At 38.9% G+C, this 17,430-nt stretch carries 15 protein-coding genes; 11 read left to right on the top strand and 4 right to left on the bottom strand.

Annotated features, from left to right (window positions below; all coding sequences use genetic code 11):
- The first annotated feature begins 5 nt into the window (after nucleotides 1-5).
- The 3 genes from HCU67_RS05200 to arfB all read left to right on the top strand — a co-directional run bounded on the left by HCU67_RS05200 (nucleotide 6) and on the right by arfB (nucleotide 2,332).
- Entirely contained in the window at nucleotides 6-995 is a 990-nt protein-coding gene (locus HCU67_RS05200; protein ID WP_168551513.1) for an ATP-binding cassette domain-containing protein, read from the top strand.
- 83 nt (nucleotides 996-1,078) lie between these two features.
- Nucleotides 1,079-1,894, top strand: coding sequence for a hypothetical protein (locus tag HCU67_RS05195; protein ID WP_168551512.1), 816 nt, complete (start codon nucleotides 1,079-1,081; stop codon nucleotides 1,892-1,894).
- Between the two features lie 33 nt (nucleotides 1,895-1,927).
- Complete coding sequence (arfB, locus tag HCU67_RS05190) at nucleotides 1,928-2,332, top strand: alternative ribosome rescue aminoacyl-tRNA hydrolase ArfB (protein ID WP_168551511.1); 405 nt, start codon at nucleotides 1,928-1,930, stop codon at nucleotides 2,330-2,332.
- Here arfB and HCU67_RS05185 read toward each other — a convergent pair.
- Together HCU67_RS05185 and HCU67_RS05180 are read right to left on the bottom strand one after the other, a co-directional pair.
- Nucleotides 2,329-2,700 carry a nuclear transport factor 2 family protein gene (locus HCU67_RS05185; RefSeq protein WP_168551510.1) on the bottom strand — a complete coding sequence of 124 codons (372 nt, stop codon included), beginning with the start codon at nucleotides 2,698-2,700 and terminating at the stop codon, nucleotides 2,329-2,331. The two genes, arfB and HCU67_RS05185, sit on opposite strands and share 4 nt — an antisense overlap.
- An 81-nt stretch (nucleotides 2,701-2,781) precedes the next feature.
- A complete protein-coding gene (locus tag HCU67_RS05180; protein ID WP_168551509.1) occupies nucleotides 2,782-3,225 on the bottom strand; it encodes a 3-oxoacyl-ACP synthase in 444 nt (147 codons plus the stop codon).
- Nucleotides 3,226-3,323: 98 nt separating this feature from the next.
- On the opposite strand from HCU67_RS05180, the gene HCU67_RS05175 reads away from it, so the two are divergent.
- Nucleotides 3,324-4,184 (top strand): acyl-CoA thioesterase, encoded by an 861-nt coding sequence (locus HCU67_RS05175; RefSeq protein WP_168551508.1) that lies wholly within the window; start codon nucleotides 3,324-3,326, stop codon nucleotides 4,182-4,184.
- A gap of 18 nt (nucleotides 4,185-4,202) precedes the next feature.
- Here HCU67_RS05175 and HCU67_RS05170 read toward each other — a convergent pair whose 3' ends face one another.
- Nucleotides 4,203-5,549, bottom strand: a complete 1,347-nt coding sequence (locus HCU67_RS05170; RefSeq protein ID WP_168551507.1) for a sensor histidine kinase — start codon at nucleotides 5,547-5,549, stop codon at nucleotides 4,203-4,205.
- Nucleotides 5,549-6,913, bottom strand: a complete 1,365-nt coding sequence (locus HCU67_RS05165; RefSeq protein ID WP_168551506.1) for a sigma-54-dependent transcriptional regulator — start codon at nucleotides 6,911-6,913, stop codon at nucleotides 5,549-5,551. The genes HCU67_RS05170 and HCU67_RS05165 overlap by 1 nt, the downstream gene beginning before the upstream one ends.
- 216 nt (nucleotides 6,914-7,129) lie before the next feature.
- On the opposite strand from HCU67_RS05165, the gene HCU67_RS05160 reads away from it, so the two are divergent.
- The 7 genes from HCU67_RS05160 to HCU67_RS05130 all read left to right on the top strand — a co-directional run bounded on the left by HCU67_RS05160 (nucleotide 7,130) and on the right by HCU67_RS05130 (nucleotide 17,415).
- Nucleotides 7,130-8,515: a TolC family protein gene (locus HCU67_RS05160; RefSeq protein WP_246865701.1), complete on the top strand. Its 1,386-nt coding sequence runs from the start codon at nucleotides 7,130-7,132 to the stop codon at nucleotides 8,513-8,515.
- Between the two features lie 2 nt (nucleotides 8,516-8,517).
- Entirely contained in the window at nucleotides 8,518-9,768 is a 1,251-nt protein-coding gene (locus HCU67_RS05155; protein ID WP_168551504.1) for an efflux RND transporter periplasmic adaptor subunit, read from the top strand.
- Between the two features lie 13 nt (nucleotides 9,769-9,781).
- Nucleotides 9,782-10,477: an ABC transporter ATP-binding protein gene (locus HCU67_RS05150; protein ID WP_168551503.1), complete on the top strand. Its 696-nt coding sequence runs from the start codon at nucleotides 9,782-9,784 to the stop codon at nucleotides 10,475-10,477.
- A gap of 59 nt (nucleotides 10,478-10,536) precedes the next feature.
- On the top strand, nucleotides 10,537-11,301 hold the full coding sequence (locus tag HCU67_RS05145) for a head GIN domain-containing protein (protein ID WP_168551502.1): 765 nt from the start codon (nucleotides 10,537-10,539) through the stop codon (nucleotides 11,299-11,301).
- Nucleotides 11,302-11,339: 38 nt separating this feature from the next.
- On the top strand, nucleotides 11,340-12,446 hold the full coding sequence (locus HCU67_RS05140; protein ID WP_168551501.1) for a DUF2911 domain-containing protein: 1,107 nt from the start codon (nucleotides 11,340-11,342) through the stop codon (nucleotides 12,444-12,446).
- A 23-nt stretch (nucleotides 12,447-12,469) separates the two neighbouring features.
- Nucleotides 12,470-14,869: an ABC transporter permease gene (locus HCU67_RS05135; protein ID WP_168551500.1), complete on the top strand. Its 2,400-nt coding sequence runs from the start codon at nucleotides 12,470-12,472 to the stop codon at nucleotides 14,867-14,869.
- Between the two features lie 161 nt (nucleotides 14,870-15,030).
- The gene (locus HCU67_RS05130; RefSeq protein ID WP_168551499.1) at nucleotides 15,031-17,415 is read left to right on the top strand and encodes an ABC transporter permease; all 2,385 of its coding nucleotides are present in this window, start codon (nucleotides 15,031-15,033) and stop codon (nucleotides 17,413-17,415) included.
- Nucleotides 17,416-17,430 lie beyond the last annotated feature (15 nt).

Genomic DNA, 17,430 nt, shown 5'->3' with positions numbered 1-17,430 from the left:
GCCACGTGTTAGAAGTCATCAACATATCATTTTCTTATGAAGAGGTCAGAGCATTAAAGAACGTCTCTTTTATCCTTGAAAAAGGCAAGCACATGGCAATCATGGGTGAAAGTGGTTCTGGCAAGAGTACTTTATTAAGGGTCATTTACGGTTTGCTTGCACCTGATGGGGGTCAAGTCTATTGGCAAAACAGTCAGGTAATGGGCCCTAATTTCCAACTCATAGCAGGAGAACGCTCTATGAAATTGGTTTCCCAAGACCTTGATTTGATGCCCTATATTTCAGTTGGTGAAAATATTCGTCAAAACCTATCTGCATTTGATATGGAGTCACATGACGAGCGAATACAAGAATTGCTCAGTATTGTAGAAATGGAGACTTATATTGATACCAAAGTCAAAAACCTAAGCGGGGGTCAAAAGCAACGTGTCGCCTTGGCTAGGGCAATTGCCCAGGAACCCGAAATACTATTGTTGGATGAACCTTTCAGTAATATTGACCAGTTTTTAAAAGGGAAGCTTCGCCTGCAATTCTTTGCAAATTTGAAGGAAAAAGGAATCACTTTGATTACGGCCAGTCACGATCCAGAAGATGTAATTCCGTTCACAGATTCTATTCTAGTTATTGAAAAAGGCCGGATACTGGCCCAAGAACAGACTAAGATTCTATTTGACAAACCTAGAAGCCGATATATTGCTTCCTTATTCGGCTATGTGAACGAACTGCCCATTGAAATATTGAAGGACAAAGCCCCCGCCGAGGATAGTAATATTCTAATTTATCCGCATGAATTTCAGGTCTCAGAGAATTCGGATATTGAAGTTTACGTCGTTAATAATCATTTTAAAGGAAGTCACTACCTCATTGAATCAATTGCCAAAGACGGGCCAACCATTTATTTCAACCATCCGAATGCTATTAAAGCGCATTCCCAAATCAGTCTCTCGATACCAGAGCCTCTGATAAACAAAAGAATGGTTTCGAAAAACGTATAGTTCGTTCATCGAAAAATCAAAAAGCACGATACTTTTTAAATCAGATTTTACGTTCCGCAATAAGAACCCTAAAATCTTTGAAAATGAAAAAGTTAGCCCCACTAGCCTTTTTTTTGGCTATTTCCATGAATTTATTTTTCGCCTGTGAGGAATCTGACCTGCCCCAAGAGGAGGAAATGATTGCTCAAAACGATGAAGACGAAGAAAGTACCACAGATCCTAATGAATCTGAAGACAATACCGACGATTCGAATTCAGAAGAAGAGGAGTCTGAAAATGATGAGACATCAGGTACAGAAATTTCATTGATCGCAACCCCTGACATTATTTCAAATAATGGAATAGGTCTCCAAGACTGGAGCGATGAAGTTACTATTGAAGCATTTAAAATTGATGGCTCGCAAGCGACCTTAGTTTTTGACACAGAATTCAGAGACGAAGGCTTTGGAGTGGCAGGCGCACGTTGGAATCAAATTGACTACTATGTAATGTATCAAGGTGCAGAAGTAAATGCGAGTGAAAAAGTGGTAATCTCATTTGAAGATGGCGCTTTGGATATCACCTTAACCGTAGGCATGATGGGTGCAAATGAGGGTCATCCTGATGGTGAAACAGGCAAATGGACTGGTTTTGACCAAGAGGGCAACCAAATTGCGGAGGGTGTACTTGGCGCAAATGACAGTAATCTGGGGAAGGAAGTAAAATTAGATGGGGATTCTTATGGTATTTATCCGATTGACCTTGAGTCAAACCAGCCCCTGTACAGTTTGGAAATTGAGGCCACGGGATTTGGCTATGGAAATGGAGACCCAGAAAATCGAAATTACAATAATGAAAGCGGAAATCAGGAAAATAACTCTGACTTCAATATTGTGGGTATTTCCTATAGCAAACTATAAAAATGAATGTAATTTTATCCAAGAATTAAGGTCTTGGATAAAGCGAAAATCACAAATGAACTACAATACAGGGCTGTCAGAAGTGGCGGTCCCGGTGGTCAACATGCGAATAAAGTTTCTTCTAAAGTTCAGCTAAGCTTCCATCCAGAACATTCAGAAGGGCTAAGTGATTTCGAAAAAAATCTGCTGGTCAATAAATTGAGTAATCATATTTCAAATGAAGGATGGTTGCAACTTAGTTCCGAAACCTCAAGAAGCCAGCATAAAAACAAAGAATTGGTGACAAAGCGTTTTTTCAAATTATTGGAAAAGGCCCTGCAACTTCCTAAAAAAAGAAAAACCACAAAGCCTTCGAAATCCGTAATTGAGAAAAGGCTTAAATCAAAAAAGATGAATTCAGAGAAAAAATCCAATCGAAAAAAACCACTGTTTGATTAGCCCATTTCTGGTACCTCATAAAAATATTGTGCTTGCTTTATTTTACCATTTTCAACTTGGTAGACACATAACTCATCAAAGGCCCAGCGTCCACCTTCCTTAAAAGTAGCATCCATTGACATGGGCACTACAAAATGATTGGCGGCAACCACGGGGTCACCCACAGAACCTCCATGAATTTCTTCAATGCCCTGAGCCCATTGCAGATAACCATTCCAGATATTTTCTTTACCAGAGGTAACTTTTTCGCCGGGCATACCATCCATTTCAATGCTCACCGCATCTTCGGCATATAAATCATAAGCTTCTTGGTACTTTTCTTCGCGGCATAATTTTACTAGCTGATTCGCAACTTCTTGTGTTGTCATTTTGTTCGCTTTTTATTGGTTAACCTCTCTAAGGTAAAGAAGAATTCTAAAGGCAATTTTTAAGGAAAGGTTAAACCCAAATTATTCAACATTGATAATATCGAATCTTTGACCATTAAAAGCTATTTCATCTCCTATGCCCTTTCCCAGCAGTAATTGGCCTATTGGTGAAACAGAAGAAATACAAAAAACATCAATCGAACCGATTTTGAATTTTCCTGCAGAGATTGAGATATAATAGTTGGCTTTATTGGTTGAGACCAAACTGCCCAATGCAATGTGCCCAGTACTCTTATCAAGTGGTATTCGATCTAAAACCGACTGCATCTTTTCTACCTGTAAAAGTTGTTTTCCTAATTTCTCACGTTCTAGTTGTAGCATGGCACGACCTGTTTCATGTTTGTCGCCGGCAGTACTTTTTGTTTCAGAAGACAAGGAATCGCTTATTTTTTTAATCTCTCCTCTTATTCGTTCTAGCCTTTCCTTGCAATAATTTTGGCAATGGTCGAACAATTCTTTTTTCATGCCGTGGTGAAAACTTAGTTGAATTATTTCATGTAGTCTAATTACGAAATTACGGCTAGGCAATCTAAATAGGCTAGCTTTATCCAAAATTCAATTACATGACTTCCCTCAAAGAACTCATAAAGTTGTTGTCATTAGAGCAAACAGCTAAAAACCAATATTTAGGTCAAAACTATAATGCCCCTTGGGGCCGTGTCTTTGGAGGTCAGGTTTTGGCGCAATCCCTACATGCTGCTTATCAGACCGTACCAACTAATAGAATAGCTCATTCAATGCACGGGTATTTCATTTTGGTGGGCAAATTGGATATTCCGATTACCTATGAGGTTGATACGATACGAGATGGAGGTAGTTTTACTACCAGAAGGGTAGTTGCCAAACAAAACGGAACTCCGATTTTCAACATGGCGGCTTCTTTTCAAGTGAAGGAAGCGGGTGTGGACCATCAGATTGCAATGCCGAATATCATCTCTCCAGACAAGCTCATGACCAGTCTTGAACAAATTGAGGACATTAAAGCAATGAACCCAAATGCGTATAATCGATTAAAAACCGTAATTCCCGAAGTATTTCAGTTTAAACCTATTGAACGGATTACCTCAAAATTGGCGAAGAATTCTGAACCCTCCAATCATATTTGGATAAAGACTGCTGAAAAGCAAACCTTGGATTTACCGATGCAACAACAAATTTTGGCCTATGCATCAGACTACAATCTGTTAACTACGGCCACTTTGCCCCATCGTGAAACCCTGAACAACACCAATGCGTTTTACGCCAGCTTAGATCATGCCATTTGGTTTCATAGGGATTTCGATATTCAAGAGTGGTTACTTTATTCGCTTGATAGTCCAAGTGCATCGAACGCAAGGGGGTTTGCCCGAGGTAGTTTCTTTGATTCAAATGGTGTTCTAGTGGCTTCAGTAGCTCAAGAAGGATTGATACGACAAATGAAATAAGCTAACCCTGCCAGAAAACTATTGGAACAATAATGTGAAGACCGTCTCTTTGTTGGGAATGGAATGCAGTTTCAAACTCCCACCATGCCGTTGCATTATTTGTTTTGATAAACTTAAACCAATACCTGTTCCTTTGTCCTTGGTAGTAAAGAATGGCACAAAAATTTCGTCAATCAACTCTTCAGGTATTCCAGGGCCATTGTCCTTAACTTCAATATATTTTCTGTTATTCCCATCAATGGAAGCAAGTACATGAATGTCCCCGTTTTCCATTCCTTCTAAACTGTGGGCAGCATTCTTCACCAAATTAATTAGAACCTGGGTAATCTGTTTTTCATCTACAAATAAATCTAGCCCGTTTGGTTTAATTGACCAGTTTATTTTAGTTGTGGGGTCCGCTTCTTTTGAGGTAAGCACACGGGCTTTCTCAAATAATTTATGGGCGGCAATTAAGGTCTTGTCCGGTTTGGGAACATTTAAAAAGCTTCGATACGATTGTACAAACTCCATCAGATCTGTTCCTTGATCCCGAATCACTTTCAAACCTCGAATGGAACTTGTCATCTTTTCAATTTCAACCGTCTGTGAAGACTCTGATTCCACCGATTTAAAATGCTTCAAAATGGAATCTGAAATTGAGGTTATTGGTGTAATGGTATTCATGATTTCATGGGTCAATACCCGTATCAACTTTACCCATGAATCAGTTTCTTTTTCATCCAATTCGTGATGAATGTCTTGTGCCACGGCCAGTAACAAAGGTTTCTTGTCCATGGTCATGGGGGTACATTTCAGGGCAAGTTGTTTTTGCTCACGTTCATTGGTTAATTGAAACAATTTCCGCTCAAATGGTTCAAAAGGTTTGAAAATTTCATAAAGCCCTTTATCTATTTGATTCAATTGCTTTATATGGTTAAGAGGGCTATAATTAAGAAGACGCTCAAGTGTTGGATTAGAAAAAAGAATATGCCCTTTATCATTAAAGGTCATGATTCCGATATTGGCTTGTTTCAAGATTTCCTGATAATAGTTTTCACGTATTTGAAGCTGAAGGTGTACCTCTTGAATTAGGCCATTAACCCTATTCAAACTTTGATTTAATTCTTTGAAAGATTTAATGGTTACCCTTTCAGGAAATCTAAGAGTGAAATCTTCGTTTTTTATGGCGTCAAAGAAATAGGCAATTTTACGGTTGGTACTATTGATGAATCGAATTAGGGCAACGACCTGACCAATTAGCAGTAGTAGTAAAAACCCAATACCGATGTAAGATGTATTGGTGATCAAGAACGCTAACCCTATAGCCGTTAAGGTCAATAGAATTACTCGTACTATCAGTTGAATGTAAAAATTTCTACTCGCCATTAGACTTTAAACCTTTTCATTTTATTGTATAGGGTTTGTCGAGTAACCCCTAATTGTTCAGCAGCCGCACTATAATTACCATCATGCTGTTCCAAAGCCTTAGTAATCATTTGATATTCCATTTCATCCAATGTTCGGGGTCCATCTTCTGTCGTGCCAGTAGCTCTTGAATGTAATAAGAAATCCGAAGGCTTGAGAACATTTCCTTCAGAAAGAATAACAGCCCTTTCCATGGTATGTAAAAGCTCCCTAATATTTCCTGGCCATGGATATGCCGATAATTTCTCGAGAGCCATGGTGTTCATTTTAAGCCCAGGTTTATCGTATTTGGTTGAAAATCGCTTTAGGAAAAAATCAGCTAGGACCATGATATCTCCTTCTCGTTCCCTCAAAGGCGGTACTTCAATATGTATGGTATTTATTCGATACAATAAATCTTCTCGAAAAAGACCATCGGCAACCATTTGTTCCAAATTGCAATTCGTAGCACAGATCAGGCGAATGTCTACCTTTATTGGCTTATTGGAACCAACTCTAACAACGGATTTATTCTGTATCGCTGATAATAATTTGGCCTGTGCCTGTAACGTCAAGTTGCCGATTTCATCCAAAAACAAAGATCCTTGATGCGCAGCCTCAAACTTACCGGCCCTATCTTCTTTTGCATCAGTAAATGAACCTTTGATATGCCCAAACAACTCACTTTCAAATAGGTTTTCTGCGATAGAACCCATATCGACTCCGATAAAGACTTCATTATTTCTTGCAGAGAGGCGGTGAACCTCACGGGCAATTAACTCCTTACCGGTACCATTTTCTCCTGTAATCAATACATTCACATCGGTCTTGGCAACCTTTTTAACAAGATTCAAAACAGCGGTTAATGCTTGAGATTTCCCAATGATATTGTTCTTGCCTTCATTAATTACCTGTTTTAAGTGGCTTTCTTTTTTCTTAAGCTGGTGAATTTCATTCTTCGATTTTCGAAGTTCGTAAGCTGACTTGACAGTGGTCAATAAGCGTTCATTATTCCAAGGTTTTAAAATAAAATCAGATGCACCTTCTTTCAAAGCCTTTACGGCCAGATCAACCGCACCATAGGCCGTCATCATTATAACCGATGTATTAGGTGATTTTTTCTTTATCTCTTTGAGCCAAAATAACCCTTCATTTCCGGTATTGACCCCAGCAGAAAAATTCATGTCCAATAGAACGATATCAATCTCATCAATTTTTGGAAAAGATGATATTTGATTTGGATTAAATAAGGTCTGAACACTTTTGTACTCGAATTGTAAAAGAATTTCCAGCGCACTAAGCACACTTTTATTATCATCAACCACTAAAATTTTTGCATCAAGCATTTTCTAGTCTTTTAAGGTAGGTAGTTGTTTTTTGCGAGTCAAAATCCATACCAAAAAGCACACCCCAGTAAAGCCTTGGTTTAATGGCTGCCTCTTATCTAAAGTAAAATTAAATTGTCAATTTTTTTGACACATCTTGTATAAATATTTTACAAATGATTACAAGAAGATATACCTTCTATTTTTTTAATTGCTGATTTTCAGCGTATTAAAATAATGGCACAGGAATCGCAATACCTTTGGCATAGCAATCAAAAAATGAACAATAAACTGCTTTTTTTAATTTGTACGCTCTTGGTTTGTGCGATGGGCACAGCCCAAAAAGTTTGGACTTTAGACGAGTGCATCGCACACGCCATAGAGCACAATCTACAATTGAATGATTTCGGATACAATGTAGATTCTAACAAGGAAACCTATAAACAATCCATTCGCGATTTACTTCCTACAGTTAGTGGGTTTGCCAATTATTTTGTGAGGTATGGTCGTCAGATTAATCCTGAAGATAACAGCATTGTAAATACAGATATTTTCTCAAATAACTACTCCATAGATGGTGCGTTTGACCTATTTCAAGGTTTTCAAAAAATCAACACCTTAAAGGCTTCAAAGTTTTTGTACAAAGCGACCAAAGAGGAGCATTTACAACAAAAATATTTGTTGGCTTTTCGTGTCATGTCTGCGTATTATGATATTCAATTCATTGAAGGTTTAATTAGCATTTCGAAAGAACAAGTAGAAATCTCCCAAACCAATTACGATTTGGTCAAAAAACAAGTGGAATTAGGCGTAATGGCCGGCGCAGATCTTTATGAAGCTGAATCATTGTTATTTACTGATAAATTAACCTTGACCCAAAATGAAAACCGTTATAAAGCCGCTAAATTGACTTTAGTACAAGCAATGAACATCGAAGGCGAAAGCGACATTACCATCGCACCTCAAATAGACGATACCCCAAATTCCGACGAAGTTGGAATAACTGTTTCAGATTCGATTTTCACAAAAGCCAAGGGATTCATGCCTTCAATAAAAGCCCAAAATTACCGGGTAAAAGCCGCCAAAAAACAATTGGCAGCAACCCGTGGCAGTCTTTATCCTTCACTCACGCTTCAAGGGGGAATTGGTACGGGATACTTCGAAACAATCACAGATACCTTGGGTGTTACAGTACCTTTCAGGGACCAATTTGAAGAAAACAGATTCGAATATATTGGGGCCTCATTGAATGTTCCAATCTTCAACGGATGGGCGAACAGATCACGGGTGAAACAACAAAAAATAGCCCTTGAGCGAGCAAAAAACACGGCTAAGGTAACGGAGCAAGAATTGTATCAAATAATACAGCAGTTGGTACAAGAGCACGATGCACTAATCGCGGAAACCGAGCAAACTTCCAAAACATCGGAGTCCCAACGATTGGCTTTTTCCATAGCACAAAAACGCTATGAAAAAGGAATGATAAATGCCATTGAGCTTGGTCAGGCCAAAACACTATATGCTACTGCTCAAAATCAAAATTTACAGGCGCAACTGCGATTGCGTGTTAACAACAGTACTTTGGATTTTTACAAAGGACTACCAATATTTAATATCAATTAATCATGGATATAAAACTGGAAAAGAAAAAAGGACTTCGCCCAAAACACTATGGGTACATCGCTATTGGAGCGCTACTCCTTTTTGTAGGATGGAAATTGGCTTTTGGCAATACCAAGTCTACATTTAGGACCGAAAAAGAGCGGCTTTCGATTTCTGAAGTAACCAATGGAAAATTCGATGACTACATTACCATAAACGGCAATGTAGCCCCGATTGCTACAATTTATATGGATGCCTATGAAGGAGGACGGGTGTCTGAAAAATTAATTGAAGAGGGAGCGATGGTAAAAAAAGGTGATATCATCTTGAAGTTGGAAAATATGAACCTCTACGAACAGATTTTGGCAAGTGAAAGCAACTTGGCTTTAAAACAAAATGATCTACGTTCAACTCGACTTACGTTTGATGCACGACAAGTCGAAGGCCGTCGTTCATTGGCAACTACCGGAACCGATTTGCAGCGCCTCAAAAGAAACTTTGAGCAGAATGAAGCCCTTTATGCTGACGAGCTTATTTCTAAAGAAGTCTACCTTACTTCAAAGGAAAATTACGAATTGGCAAAAAAGCAATACGAAATCGTGAAACTGCAAACGGAGCAAGATGATGAGCTTCGTAAAACCTCATTGGCCGGATTAGATACTGATTTACAGCGTATGAAGAAAACATTGGGTATGGTTTACGAACGTTTGGACCATTTAAATGTTCGTGCCCCTGCAGATGGGCAGCTTGGATTTTTAGATGCGGAAATTGGTCAGAACATTAGTCAAGGTCAGCGAATAGGGCAGATTAATGTGCTTACAGACTTTAAAATAGAAGCTGCCATTGACGAACATTATATCGATCGCGTAAAGCGTGATCTTTCTGCCAGTTTGGAACGCAATGGAAACGAATTTGAATTGCGCTTGCGAAAAGTATATCCAGAGGTTCGTAATGGACGATTCAATGTTGACCTCGTATTTACTGATGATAAGCCAGAGACAATCCGTGCGGGTCAGAGTTATAACATTAGATTGCAATTAGGGGCATCCAACGATGCTTTACTACTACCAAAAGGAGGGTTCTTTCAAAGTACCGGTGGTCAATGGGTATTTGTTGTAGATCCTAGCGGTAATGAAGCCATCAAACGAAATATTAGGGTTGGCAAACAAAACACAAGATACTTTGAGGTTCTTGAGGGGCTTGAACCCGGCGAACGAGTAATAACCAGTAATTATGATAGCTTCGGAGAAGCAGAAAGAATTGTATTAAAATAAAAATCAATCAAAAATGATAACGATCCAGAATTTAAAAAAGAGTTTTAGAACGGAAGAAGTAGAAACTTTGGCCTTAAACGGGGTCAACCTAAGTGTAGAAGAAGGTGAGTTTGTTGCAGTAATGGGGCCTTCTGGCTGCGGCAAATCCACTTTATTGAACATAATCGGAATGTTGGACAACCCCTCGGAAGGAAGCTACAATTTTGCGGGTCATGAAGTTGCGGGCCTTAAAGAAAGTCAACGTACGCAATTGCGCAAAGGAAACCTCGGATTTGTATTCCAAAGCTTTAATTTGATTGATGAACTAACCGTTTTTGAAAATGTGGAATTGCCATTGATTTATCTAAAGATGAGTAAATCCGAAAGACGTGAAAAAGTAAAAACCGTTTTAGAACGAATGAAAATTGCCCATAGGGAAAAGCATTTCCCGCAACAACTTTCAGGTGGTCAGCAGCAAAGGGTCGCCATCTCAAGGGCTGTTGTGACAAACCCCAAACTCATTCTTGCGGATGAGCCAACAGGTAATTTGGATTCTAAAAATGGCATCGAGGTCATGAACCTCTTGACCGAATTAAACCAAGAAGGTACGACAATTGTAATGGTGACACACTCTGACAGGGACTCACATTATGCACATAGGGTCATTAATTTATTTGACGGTCAAATTGTAACCGAAAGCCAAAACAGGGCTGTTGGAGCAATGGTATAAAGCAGTTTATTCACCTGCCCTGACCAAAAGTCGAAGGGTCAATCAAAAAACAAATAATCATGAAATCATCAATCAACCATCATTATAGTGCGAAACTAGTACTTGCTTGTTTCGCACTATTTTCCTCAAGCCTTTTGGCTCAAGTAAAAAACTTTACCGTTGAACATTTTGAGAAGGTAATTGTGAGTCCACATATTGCGGTGACTTTTGAAGAGGGCGATTCTGAAACAATTGAAATTCACTCTACTACGGAACCTTTGGATAAGCTAAACATAGAAGTGGTTGGATCAACCTTAAGAATATATCTTGATGGGGCAAAAACTTATACCGATAATGAGAATGTTAAAGATGATAATTATGATTATAAGGTGCCCATTTATAAGGGAACCGTTATCACGGCTACCGTTACTTACAAACAACTTGAAGAGCTTTCCTTGCGTGGAGAAGAAAGATTTACAATAACAAGTGCTCTTGAACAAGCTGAATTTCGATTAAAGCTCTACGGAGAATCCGAAGTATTTTTTAATGAGGTACGATTGGGAAATATGGCCACGACAATCTATGGTGAGAGCTATCTTGAACTTAAAGCAGGAACAATTGAAAATCAGAAAATAACAGCCTATGGGGAGACCAAGGTCAACACCCTTGAGGTAACTACGAATAGTGCAAAGATTACAGCCTATGGAGAAGGCAGTTACCGGCTGCACGTAAAAGATAGACTTAAGGTTACAGCTTTTGGTGAGGCAACTATTGCTTATCAAGGATCCCCTGAGCTTAAAAAAGGAATCGTAATAGGGGAAGCAACCATTCAAAAAATAAACTAGGCCATGTTTTAAAAAAATGGCCTTAAAAAGAGTACAAAATGAAAAACAAATTTATAGTCACGCTTCTTTTTATGGTTTGTTCTATTGGTATGAAAGGTCAAATTACCTTCCCGCCTGATGGAAATAAGAAGGCTTCTGTTTCTGAATATATCGGAATAACGGAAGTAAAAATCAACTACTCAAGGCCTGGGGTGAAAGGGCGTGAAGGACAGATTTGGGGGAAATTGGTACACTACGGCTTTGCCGACCTTGGTTACGGAACAAGCAAGGCTGCACCATGGCGAGCAGGAGCCAATGAGAATACTACAATTGAATTTTCCACGGATGTCTTGATTCAAGACAAAATATTACAAAAGGGAAAATATGCCTTCTTCATTGCTATGGGGGAAGAAAAGGCCACGCTGGTCTTTTCTAAATTCAACAATGCTTGGGGAAGTTTTTATTACAAAGAAGAAAATGATGCGCTCCGTGTTGAAGTTCCAGTGGTTAAGGTGGAGGAAAGTGTAGAGCGACTCAAATATGAATTTGTGAATCAAACAGAAAATAGTGCTGTTATTTCCATGCAGTGGGAGCAAATTCAAGTTCCATTCACGGTCAGCGTTAATTTGCAAAAAACACTAGTAGATGCTTTTAGAAACGAAGCCGATTCTGGCATTTTTTATCGCTATTGGCAAAACCTACAAATGGCCGCAGATTATTGCTTAACGAATAATATCAATTTGGAAGAGGCCTTAAGCTGGGCGGACCGTTCCATAAACACTTATTTTGGAGAATCAAACTTCAAAACACTGTCTACCTATGCAGGACTACTACAAAAACTGAACAGAAGTAAAGAGGCAGATTCTATAATGCAGAAGGCCATTCCCATGGGCAACTCTCAGGATTTGGCGACTTACGGACTTCGTTTAAATCAAATGGATCTACATAATGAGGCCTTTAAAATATTCACCTTGAACTATAATCAAAATCCTGATGATTTTTACGCTCATTTAGGAATGGTAAGCGGACATTTCTATATGGGTGACAAAACTAAGGCTTTGGCATATTGCCAATCAGCTAAGAAAGCTACAACGGACAAAATGTTTTTGTCCTATATCGATAACCTAATAACGGATATTGAGGCAGGAAAAGAAATTTTTAAGTAGACCATCAATCAAAAAATCACATCATGTTTAAAAACTATTTGAAAATCGCCTGGAGAAACCTTTTGAAAAATAAAGGCTACTCCCTTATTAATATTGGAGGCTTAGCCCTCGGAATGGCGGTAACACTTATTATCGGCCTTTGGATGCACGATGAGCTCACCTACAATAGCTATTTCAAAAACAAGGATAAAATCGCCCAAGTATTTCAATCACAAACCTTTAATGGGAACGTGGGCACGGGACCAGCAATTCCCTTACCTCTTGAGCCTGCACTGCGTGAAAACTATGGAGACAATTTTGAACATATCGTAATGTGTTCTTGGACGCAATCAAGTTATGTCAAGTACAAGGAAAATAGTATTTCGAGAACTGGAAATTATATGCAACCCAATGGCCCTGAACTTCTGGGCCTGGAAATCATTAAGGGAGTTAAAAACGGTCTGGACGAAATCAACTCGATTATGATTTCGGAATCAATGGCCGATGCTTTTTTTGGTGTTGAGAATCCCATAGGTAAAGTCTTAAAAATCAGCAACCAGTATGATATGATGGTAACCGCCGTCTATAAAGACATACCGTACAGCAACTCGTTTAACGATACTGATTTTATCATGCCATGGGAGCATTATGTATCAAATCAAGAATGGATACAAAATTCTTTGGATAATTGGCAAAACAACTCATTTCAAATGTTCGTTCAAATTGCGGGGAATACCAGTTTCGAAAGTGTTACCAATGCCATAATCGATATCAAGAAGAATTCTGATGAAGAGGTTGTAGAATTTAATCCTCGCATATTTCTTTTGCCAATGGAAGACTGGTACCTGAAAAGTAATTTTGATCAAGGTGTACAATCGGGAGGGCGTATAAAATACGTTTGGCTTTTCGGTATTATTGGGGCTTTTGTATTGATTTTGGCATGCATAAATTTTATGAACCTCAGCACTGCAAGATCTGAAAAACGAGCCAAAGAGGTAGGTATTCGAAAATCCATAGGTTCTCAAAAAGGACAGTTGATCAATCAGTTTTTAAGCGAATCATTTTTGGTGGTCCTTTTTGCATACTTGATAGGTATTGCTATTGTACTTCTGTCGTTAAATGGGTTTAATGATCTAGCAAGAAAAGAAATCACCTTTCCATGGAACAGCGGAACTTTTTGGATGATTTCATTAGCTTTTATTCTCTTCACTGCACTATTGGCGGGCAGTTATCCTGCACTTTACCTTTCATCTTTTAAGCCGGTTGATGTCTTAAAAGGAACCTTCAAATCAGGTAAATATGCAGGCTTACCACGAAAAATATTGGTGGTGGTCCAGTTTACGGTATCTGTTGCTTTTATCATTGGCACCTTTATCGTAATGCAGCAAATCAACCATGCTAAAAACCGCCCAGTGGGTTATGACAAAGAAGGCTTGATTCAGATTCCGACTTTCGCCCAAGATTTTGAAGGCAAAACCGAACTGATGCGCAACGAGTTCAAAAATTCAGGTGCCGTCGTAGAAATGGCCACCTCCAGCAGTCCCACTACAAGAATCTGGTCAAATAGAAGTGGATTTACATGGGAAGGAAAACCAGAGGGCTTTCAAGAAGATTTGGCTTGGACCGAAGTTTCAGTGGACTACGCCAAGACCATTGGGCTAAAGATTCTTGAAGGACGCGATTTTTCAAGGGAATTTGCTACAGACTCTGTGGGTATTTTAATCAACGAGTCGGCAAAGAAATATATGGGTGTTCAAAACCCTGTTGGGATGCTCATTAGAGATACCGATGAAGAAGATCCCGCACCCACAATGAAAATTATTGGTGTTATAGAAGACGTGATAGCTCAATCTCCTTATGAACCGGTGAAACAAGCTTTTTATGTATACGATCGCTACGATAATTTCAGCTATTACACTTTGCGGTTGAACCCCAATCAAAGTGCGAGTCAAAACATTGCAATTGTTGAACGAGTATTCAAAGAGAATTTTCCAGATATACCGTTTGAGTATGATTTTGTGGATGAGGAATACGGTGAAAAATTTGCTGCAGAAGAGCGGGTCGGGAGTCTTGCCGGAATATTTACGGCCCTTGCCATTCTAATTAGTTGTTTAGGCCTATTTGGTCTTACCTCGTTTGTTGCTGAACAACGAACTAAAGAGATAGGTGTACGAAAGGTCTTAGGCGCCACTGTTTTCAATGTTTGGAATATGTTATCCAAAGACTTTTTGAAACTTGTAGTTATCTCTTGTTTCATTGCCGTGCCTATCGCCTATTATGTCATGAATGGTTGGTTACAAGAGTACCCTTATCGCGTAATCCTGAAGTGGTGGATTTTCGCAATTGCCATGCTCGGTGCTTTTGGAATCACGGTGCTAACCGTCAGTTTTCAGGCAATTAGGGCCGCTAAGCAAAATCCTGTAAAAAGTCTTCGCACAGAATAACAAGTTTTGATATGGCCTGTGTAAATAAATTATGCACAGGCTGTCAAACTTTTTTACACTAGAAGTAATCAGAATATAATTATTATTCTGATTTACAGCCTTTTGAATATTTGGCACAGTGATCGATTTGAATTAAATCGTCAATCAACTAACGAGCAGTCATGTTTAAGAACCATATCAAAATCTCACTTCGAAATCTTTGGAAGAACAAAACCCTTTCATTGCTCAACCTCATTGGATTAAGTATTGGGGTATCAAGTGTTCTGACCTTAATGTTTTCGGTCTACGCCTACTATACGGCCAATGAACATATTCCTAATCAAGAGCAAATAGTCTATTTAAAAACTCAGTCGAATGAGGGAACTGAATATAGGGAAGTTGCCTATCCCTTATTGGATGAGTTGGTCAGTTCATCTCCTGAAGTTATTGCGGGCACTCATTTACACAGTTGGGGCAATATTTGGCTAGAAAACGAAAACGATGAATTTCAACACAGAACCGATTATGCAGACCCAGAATTCTTTGAGGTTTTTGACCTACCCCTGAAATACGGCAATAAAGAAACTGCATTAAGAGACAAGTATTCCATCATTTTGACCCACAAAGTAAGTGAGCAGTTATTCGGCGATAAAAACCCGGTTGGCAAAACCTTGATTGGGGCCGACACTTTAAACCTAAAAATTACAGGAGTATTCGAGCCAATGAGCCCCTATTCTTCTTTTCGATTGGGTGTTGTATTGCCGAATACATTGCTGGAAAACAACCCAACATTTACACGACAAACCAATTGGGGGAATAGTTTCTCACCGGCCTTCTTCAGGCTTCGTCCAGATACAGACATTGAGGCACTTGCACAAAATGTAACCCAGTTAGTAAAACAGAATTATAGTGACCCTTCAATGATTGCTCAAATGAAGGTGATGCCTTTTATAAAAATGCGCACCGATATCATACCCGTAGTTGACACCATTATTGGCGGGTCTATTGCTGCTTCTTTTTTTGTCCTTCTCATTATTTTGGTCAATCTTCTTAATTTGAATACATCTACCATGTTGCGTCGAACAAAAGACATCGCTGTCCGTAAGGTTCTTGGAGGTAGCAAAAAGAGTGTAGTGGTTCAATTCTGTATTGAAAATGGCATATTGGTCTTCGTGTCAATCCTTATTTCAATTGTACTATTTCTCTTGGTCAACTTACCACGTCTTAATGACACCTTTGGCCCTGAGTTCGGTCGTATTTCATTTGACGTTATCAAAGACTTTCCTGTGGTTATAGGTGTTGTAATTGTTGGCATTTTGGCCACTTTGATGGTAGGTATCTTTCCAACTTTACGATTCATCAAAGTTCCTGTTTCCCTGGGAATAAAAGGAAAAATCCAGCAAATCAAAAGTAACTTTCTACTGCGCAATTCTTTTATCATATTACAGTTTACCATAGCCATTCTTTTTATCTGTATTGCCGTTATTCTAAATCAACAAATCGGATTTATGAAGAATGCCGATTTAGGCTTTGAAAGAGAAAATGTATTGGTGGGGAGCATTGATTTGGATTACAAAGATTTGGATGCGGCAAAATCAAAATTCAATGCTTTATTAAATGAATTGGAAGCCAATTCGTACGTAGAAAGCGTTGCTACAAGTGAAGCCGTACCATCTGATTACTATTTTAACTACACCACCTATTACGACCCAGAAACCGATACCGACGTACGAATTAGGCGCTCGTATGCAGACGATGGCTATTTCGAGACTTTGGAGGTGCCTGTAATAATGGGTAGAAACTTTGATAGAACTATTGATAATCCTGATGAGTATCCAGTAATTCTAAACCAGGCCGCTATGAAAGCTTTTGGATGGAAGAGTATTGAAGGAAAGCGCCTAAAGTTCAAAAATTCCGGTTCAGATGGAAATCCAATTGTAGGTGTTGTTGAAAATTTCCATTATCAGGATCTACAGAATGCTGTTGAACCCTTGGTGCATATCTATCGTGACCCTAGTCGTTTGGATACCCACCGATTTTTAAGTGTAAAGGTGGTCAAAGGTCAAGAAAAACAAGTTGAAGGAATAATCACCGCTGCGTTCAATGGTATTTCTTCTCGGAGAGCATATGAACAATCGCGATTGAATGACAAGGTCAGTGCCCAATATCAGCTGATTGAAGGTATTTTGCAATCGGTCAACATCACGGCCATATTGACCATTTTTATCTCGTGCCTTGGTATGTTCGGATTGATTTCCTTTTTGGCCAAACGAAAAGTAAAAGAAATCGGTATTCGAAAAGTTTTGGGTGCAGGGGTTGCTAAAATTGTCGTTCTATTATCGAAGGACTATATCATTTTAGTGGGCATTGCCGCACTTATCGCTTTCCCCATTGCATTGTATGTCATGAACTCATGGTTGGGCACTTTTGCCTACAGTATTTCAATCAAATGGTGGATGTTTGCTTTGGCTGGTCTAATCGCCTTTTTTATTACATCATTTACTCTCAGCATTCAAGCCATAAAATCCGCATTGGCAAATCCTGTAAAGAGTTTACGAACCGAATAATTCATCAATCAAAAA

The organism is Croceivirga thetidis (assembly GCF_012272815.1).
Lineage (GTDB): Bacteria > Bacteroidota > Bacteroidia > Flavobacteriales > Flavobacteriaceae > Croceivirga > Croceivirga thetidis.
Note: the sequence above shows the minus strand (reverse complement) of the source record. Positions and strands in the feature narration are given on the sequence as shown.

Excerpts from the sequence above, each read along its gene's own strand:
- HCU67_RS05195 (WP_168551512.1), top strand. The coding sequence starts at position 1,079 with ATGAAAAAGTTAGCCCCACTAGCCTTTTTTTTGGCTATTTCCATGAAT.
- HCU67_RS05185 (WP_168551510.1), bottom strand. The coding sequence starts at position 2,700 with ATGACAACACAAGAAGTTGCGAATCAGCTAGTAAAATTATGCCGCGAA.
- HCU67_RS05180 (WP_168551509.1), bottom strand. The coding sequence starts at position 3,225 with ATGAAAAAAGAATTGTTCGACCATTGCCAAAATTATTGCAAGGAAAGG.
- HCU67_RS05175 (WP_168551508.1), top strand. The coding sequence starts at position 3,324 with ATGACTTCCCTCAAAGAACTCATAAAGTTGTTGTCATTAGAGCAAACA.
- HCU67_RS05170 (WP_168551507.1), bottom strand. The coding sequence starts at position 5,549 with ATGGCGAGTAGAAATTTTTACATTCAACTGATAGTACGAGTAATTCTA.
- HCU67_RS05165 (WP_168551506.1), bottom strand. The coding sequence starts at position 6,913 with ATGCTTGATGCAAAAATTTTAGTGGTTGATGATAATAAAAGTGTGCTT.
- HCU67_RS05160 (WP_246865701.1), top strand. The coding sequence starts at position 7,130 with ATGGCACAGGAATCGCAATACCTTTGGCATAGCAATCAAAAAATGAAC.
- HCU67_RS05155 (WP_168551504.1), top strand. The coding sequence starts at position 8,518 with ATGGATATAAAACTGGAAAAGAAAAAAGGACTTCGCCCAAAACACTAT.
- HCU67_RS05150 (WP_168551503.1), top strand. The coding sequence starts at position 9,782 with ATGATAACGATCCAGAATTTAAAAAAGAGTTTTAGAACGGAAGAAGTA.
- HCU67_RS05145 (WP_168551502.1), top strand. The coding sequence starts at position 10,537 with ATGAAATCATCAATCAACCATCATTATAGTGCGAAACTAGTACTTGCT.
- HCU67_RS05140 (WP_168551501.1), top strand. The coding sequence starts at position 11,340 with ATGAAAAACAAATTTATAGTCACGCTTCTTTTTATGGTTTGTTCTATT.
- HCU67_RS05135 (WP_168551500.1), top strand. The coding sequence starts at position 12,470 with ATGTTTAAAAACTATTTGAAAATCGCCTGGAGAAACCTTTTGAAAAAT.
- HCU67_RS05130 (WP_168551499.1), top strand. The coding sequence starts at position 15,031 with ATGTTTAAGAACCATATCAAAATCTCACTTCGAAATCTTTGGAAGAAC.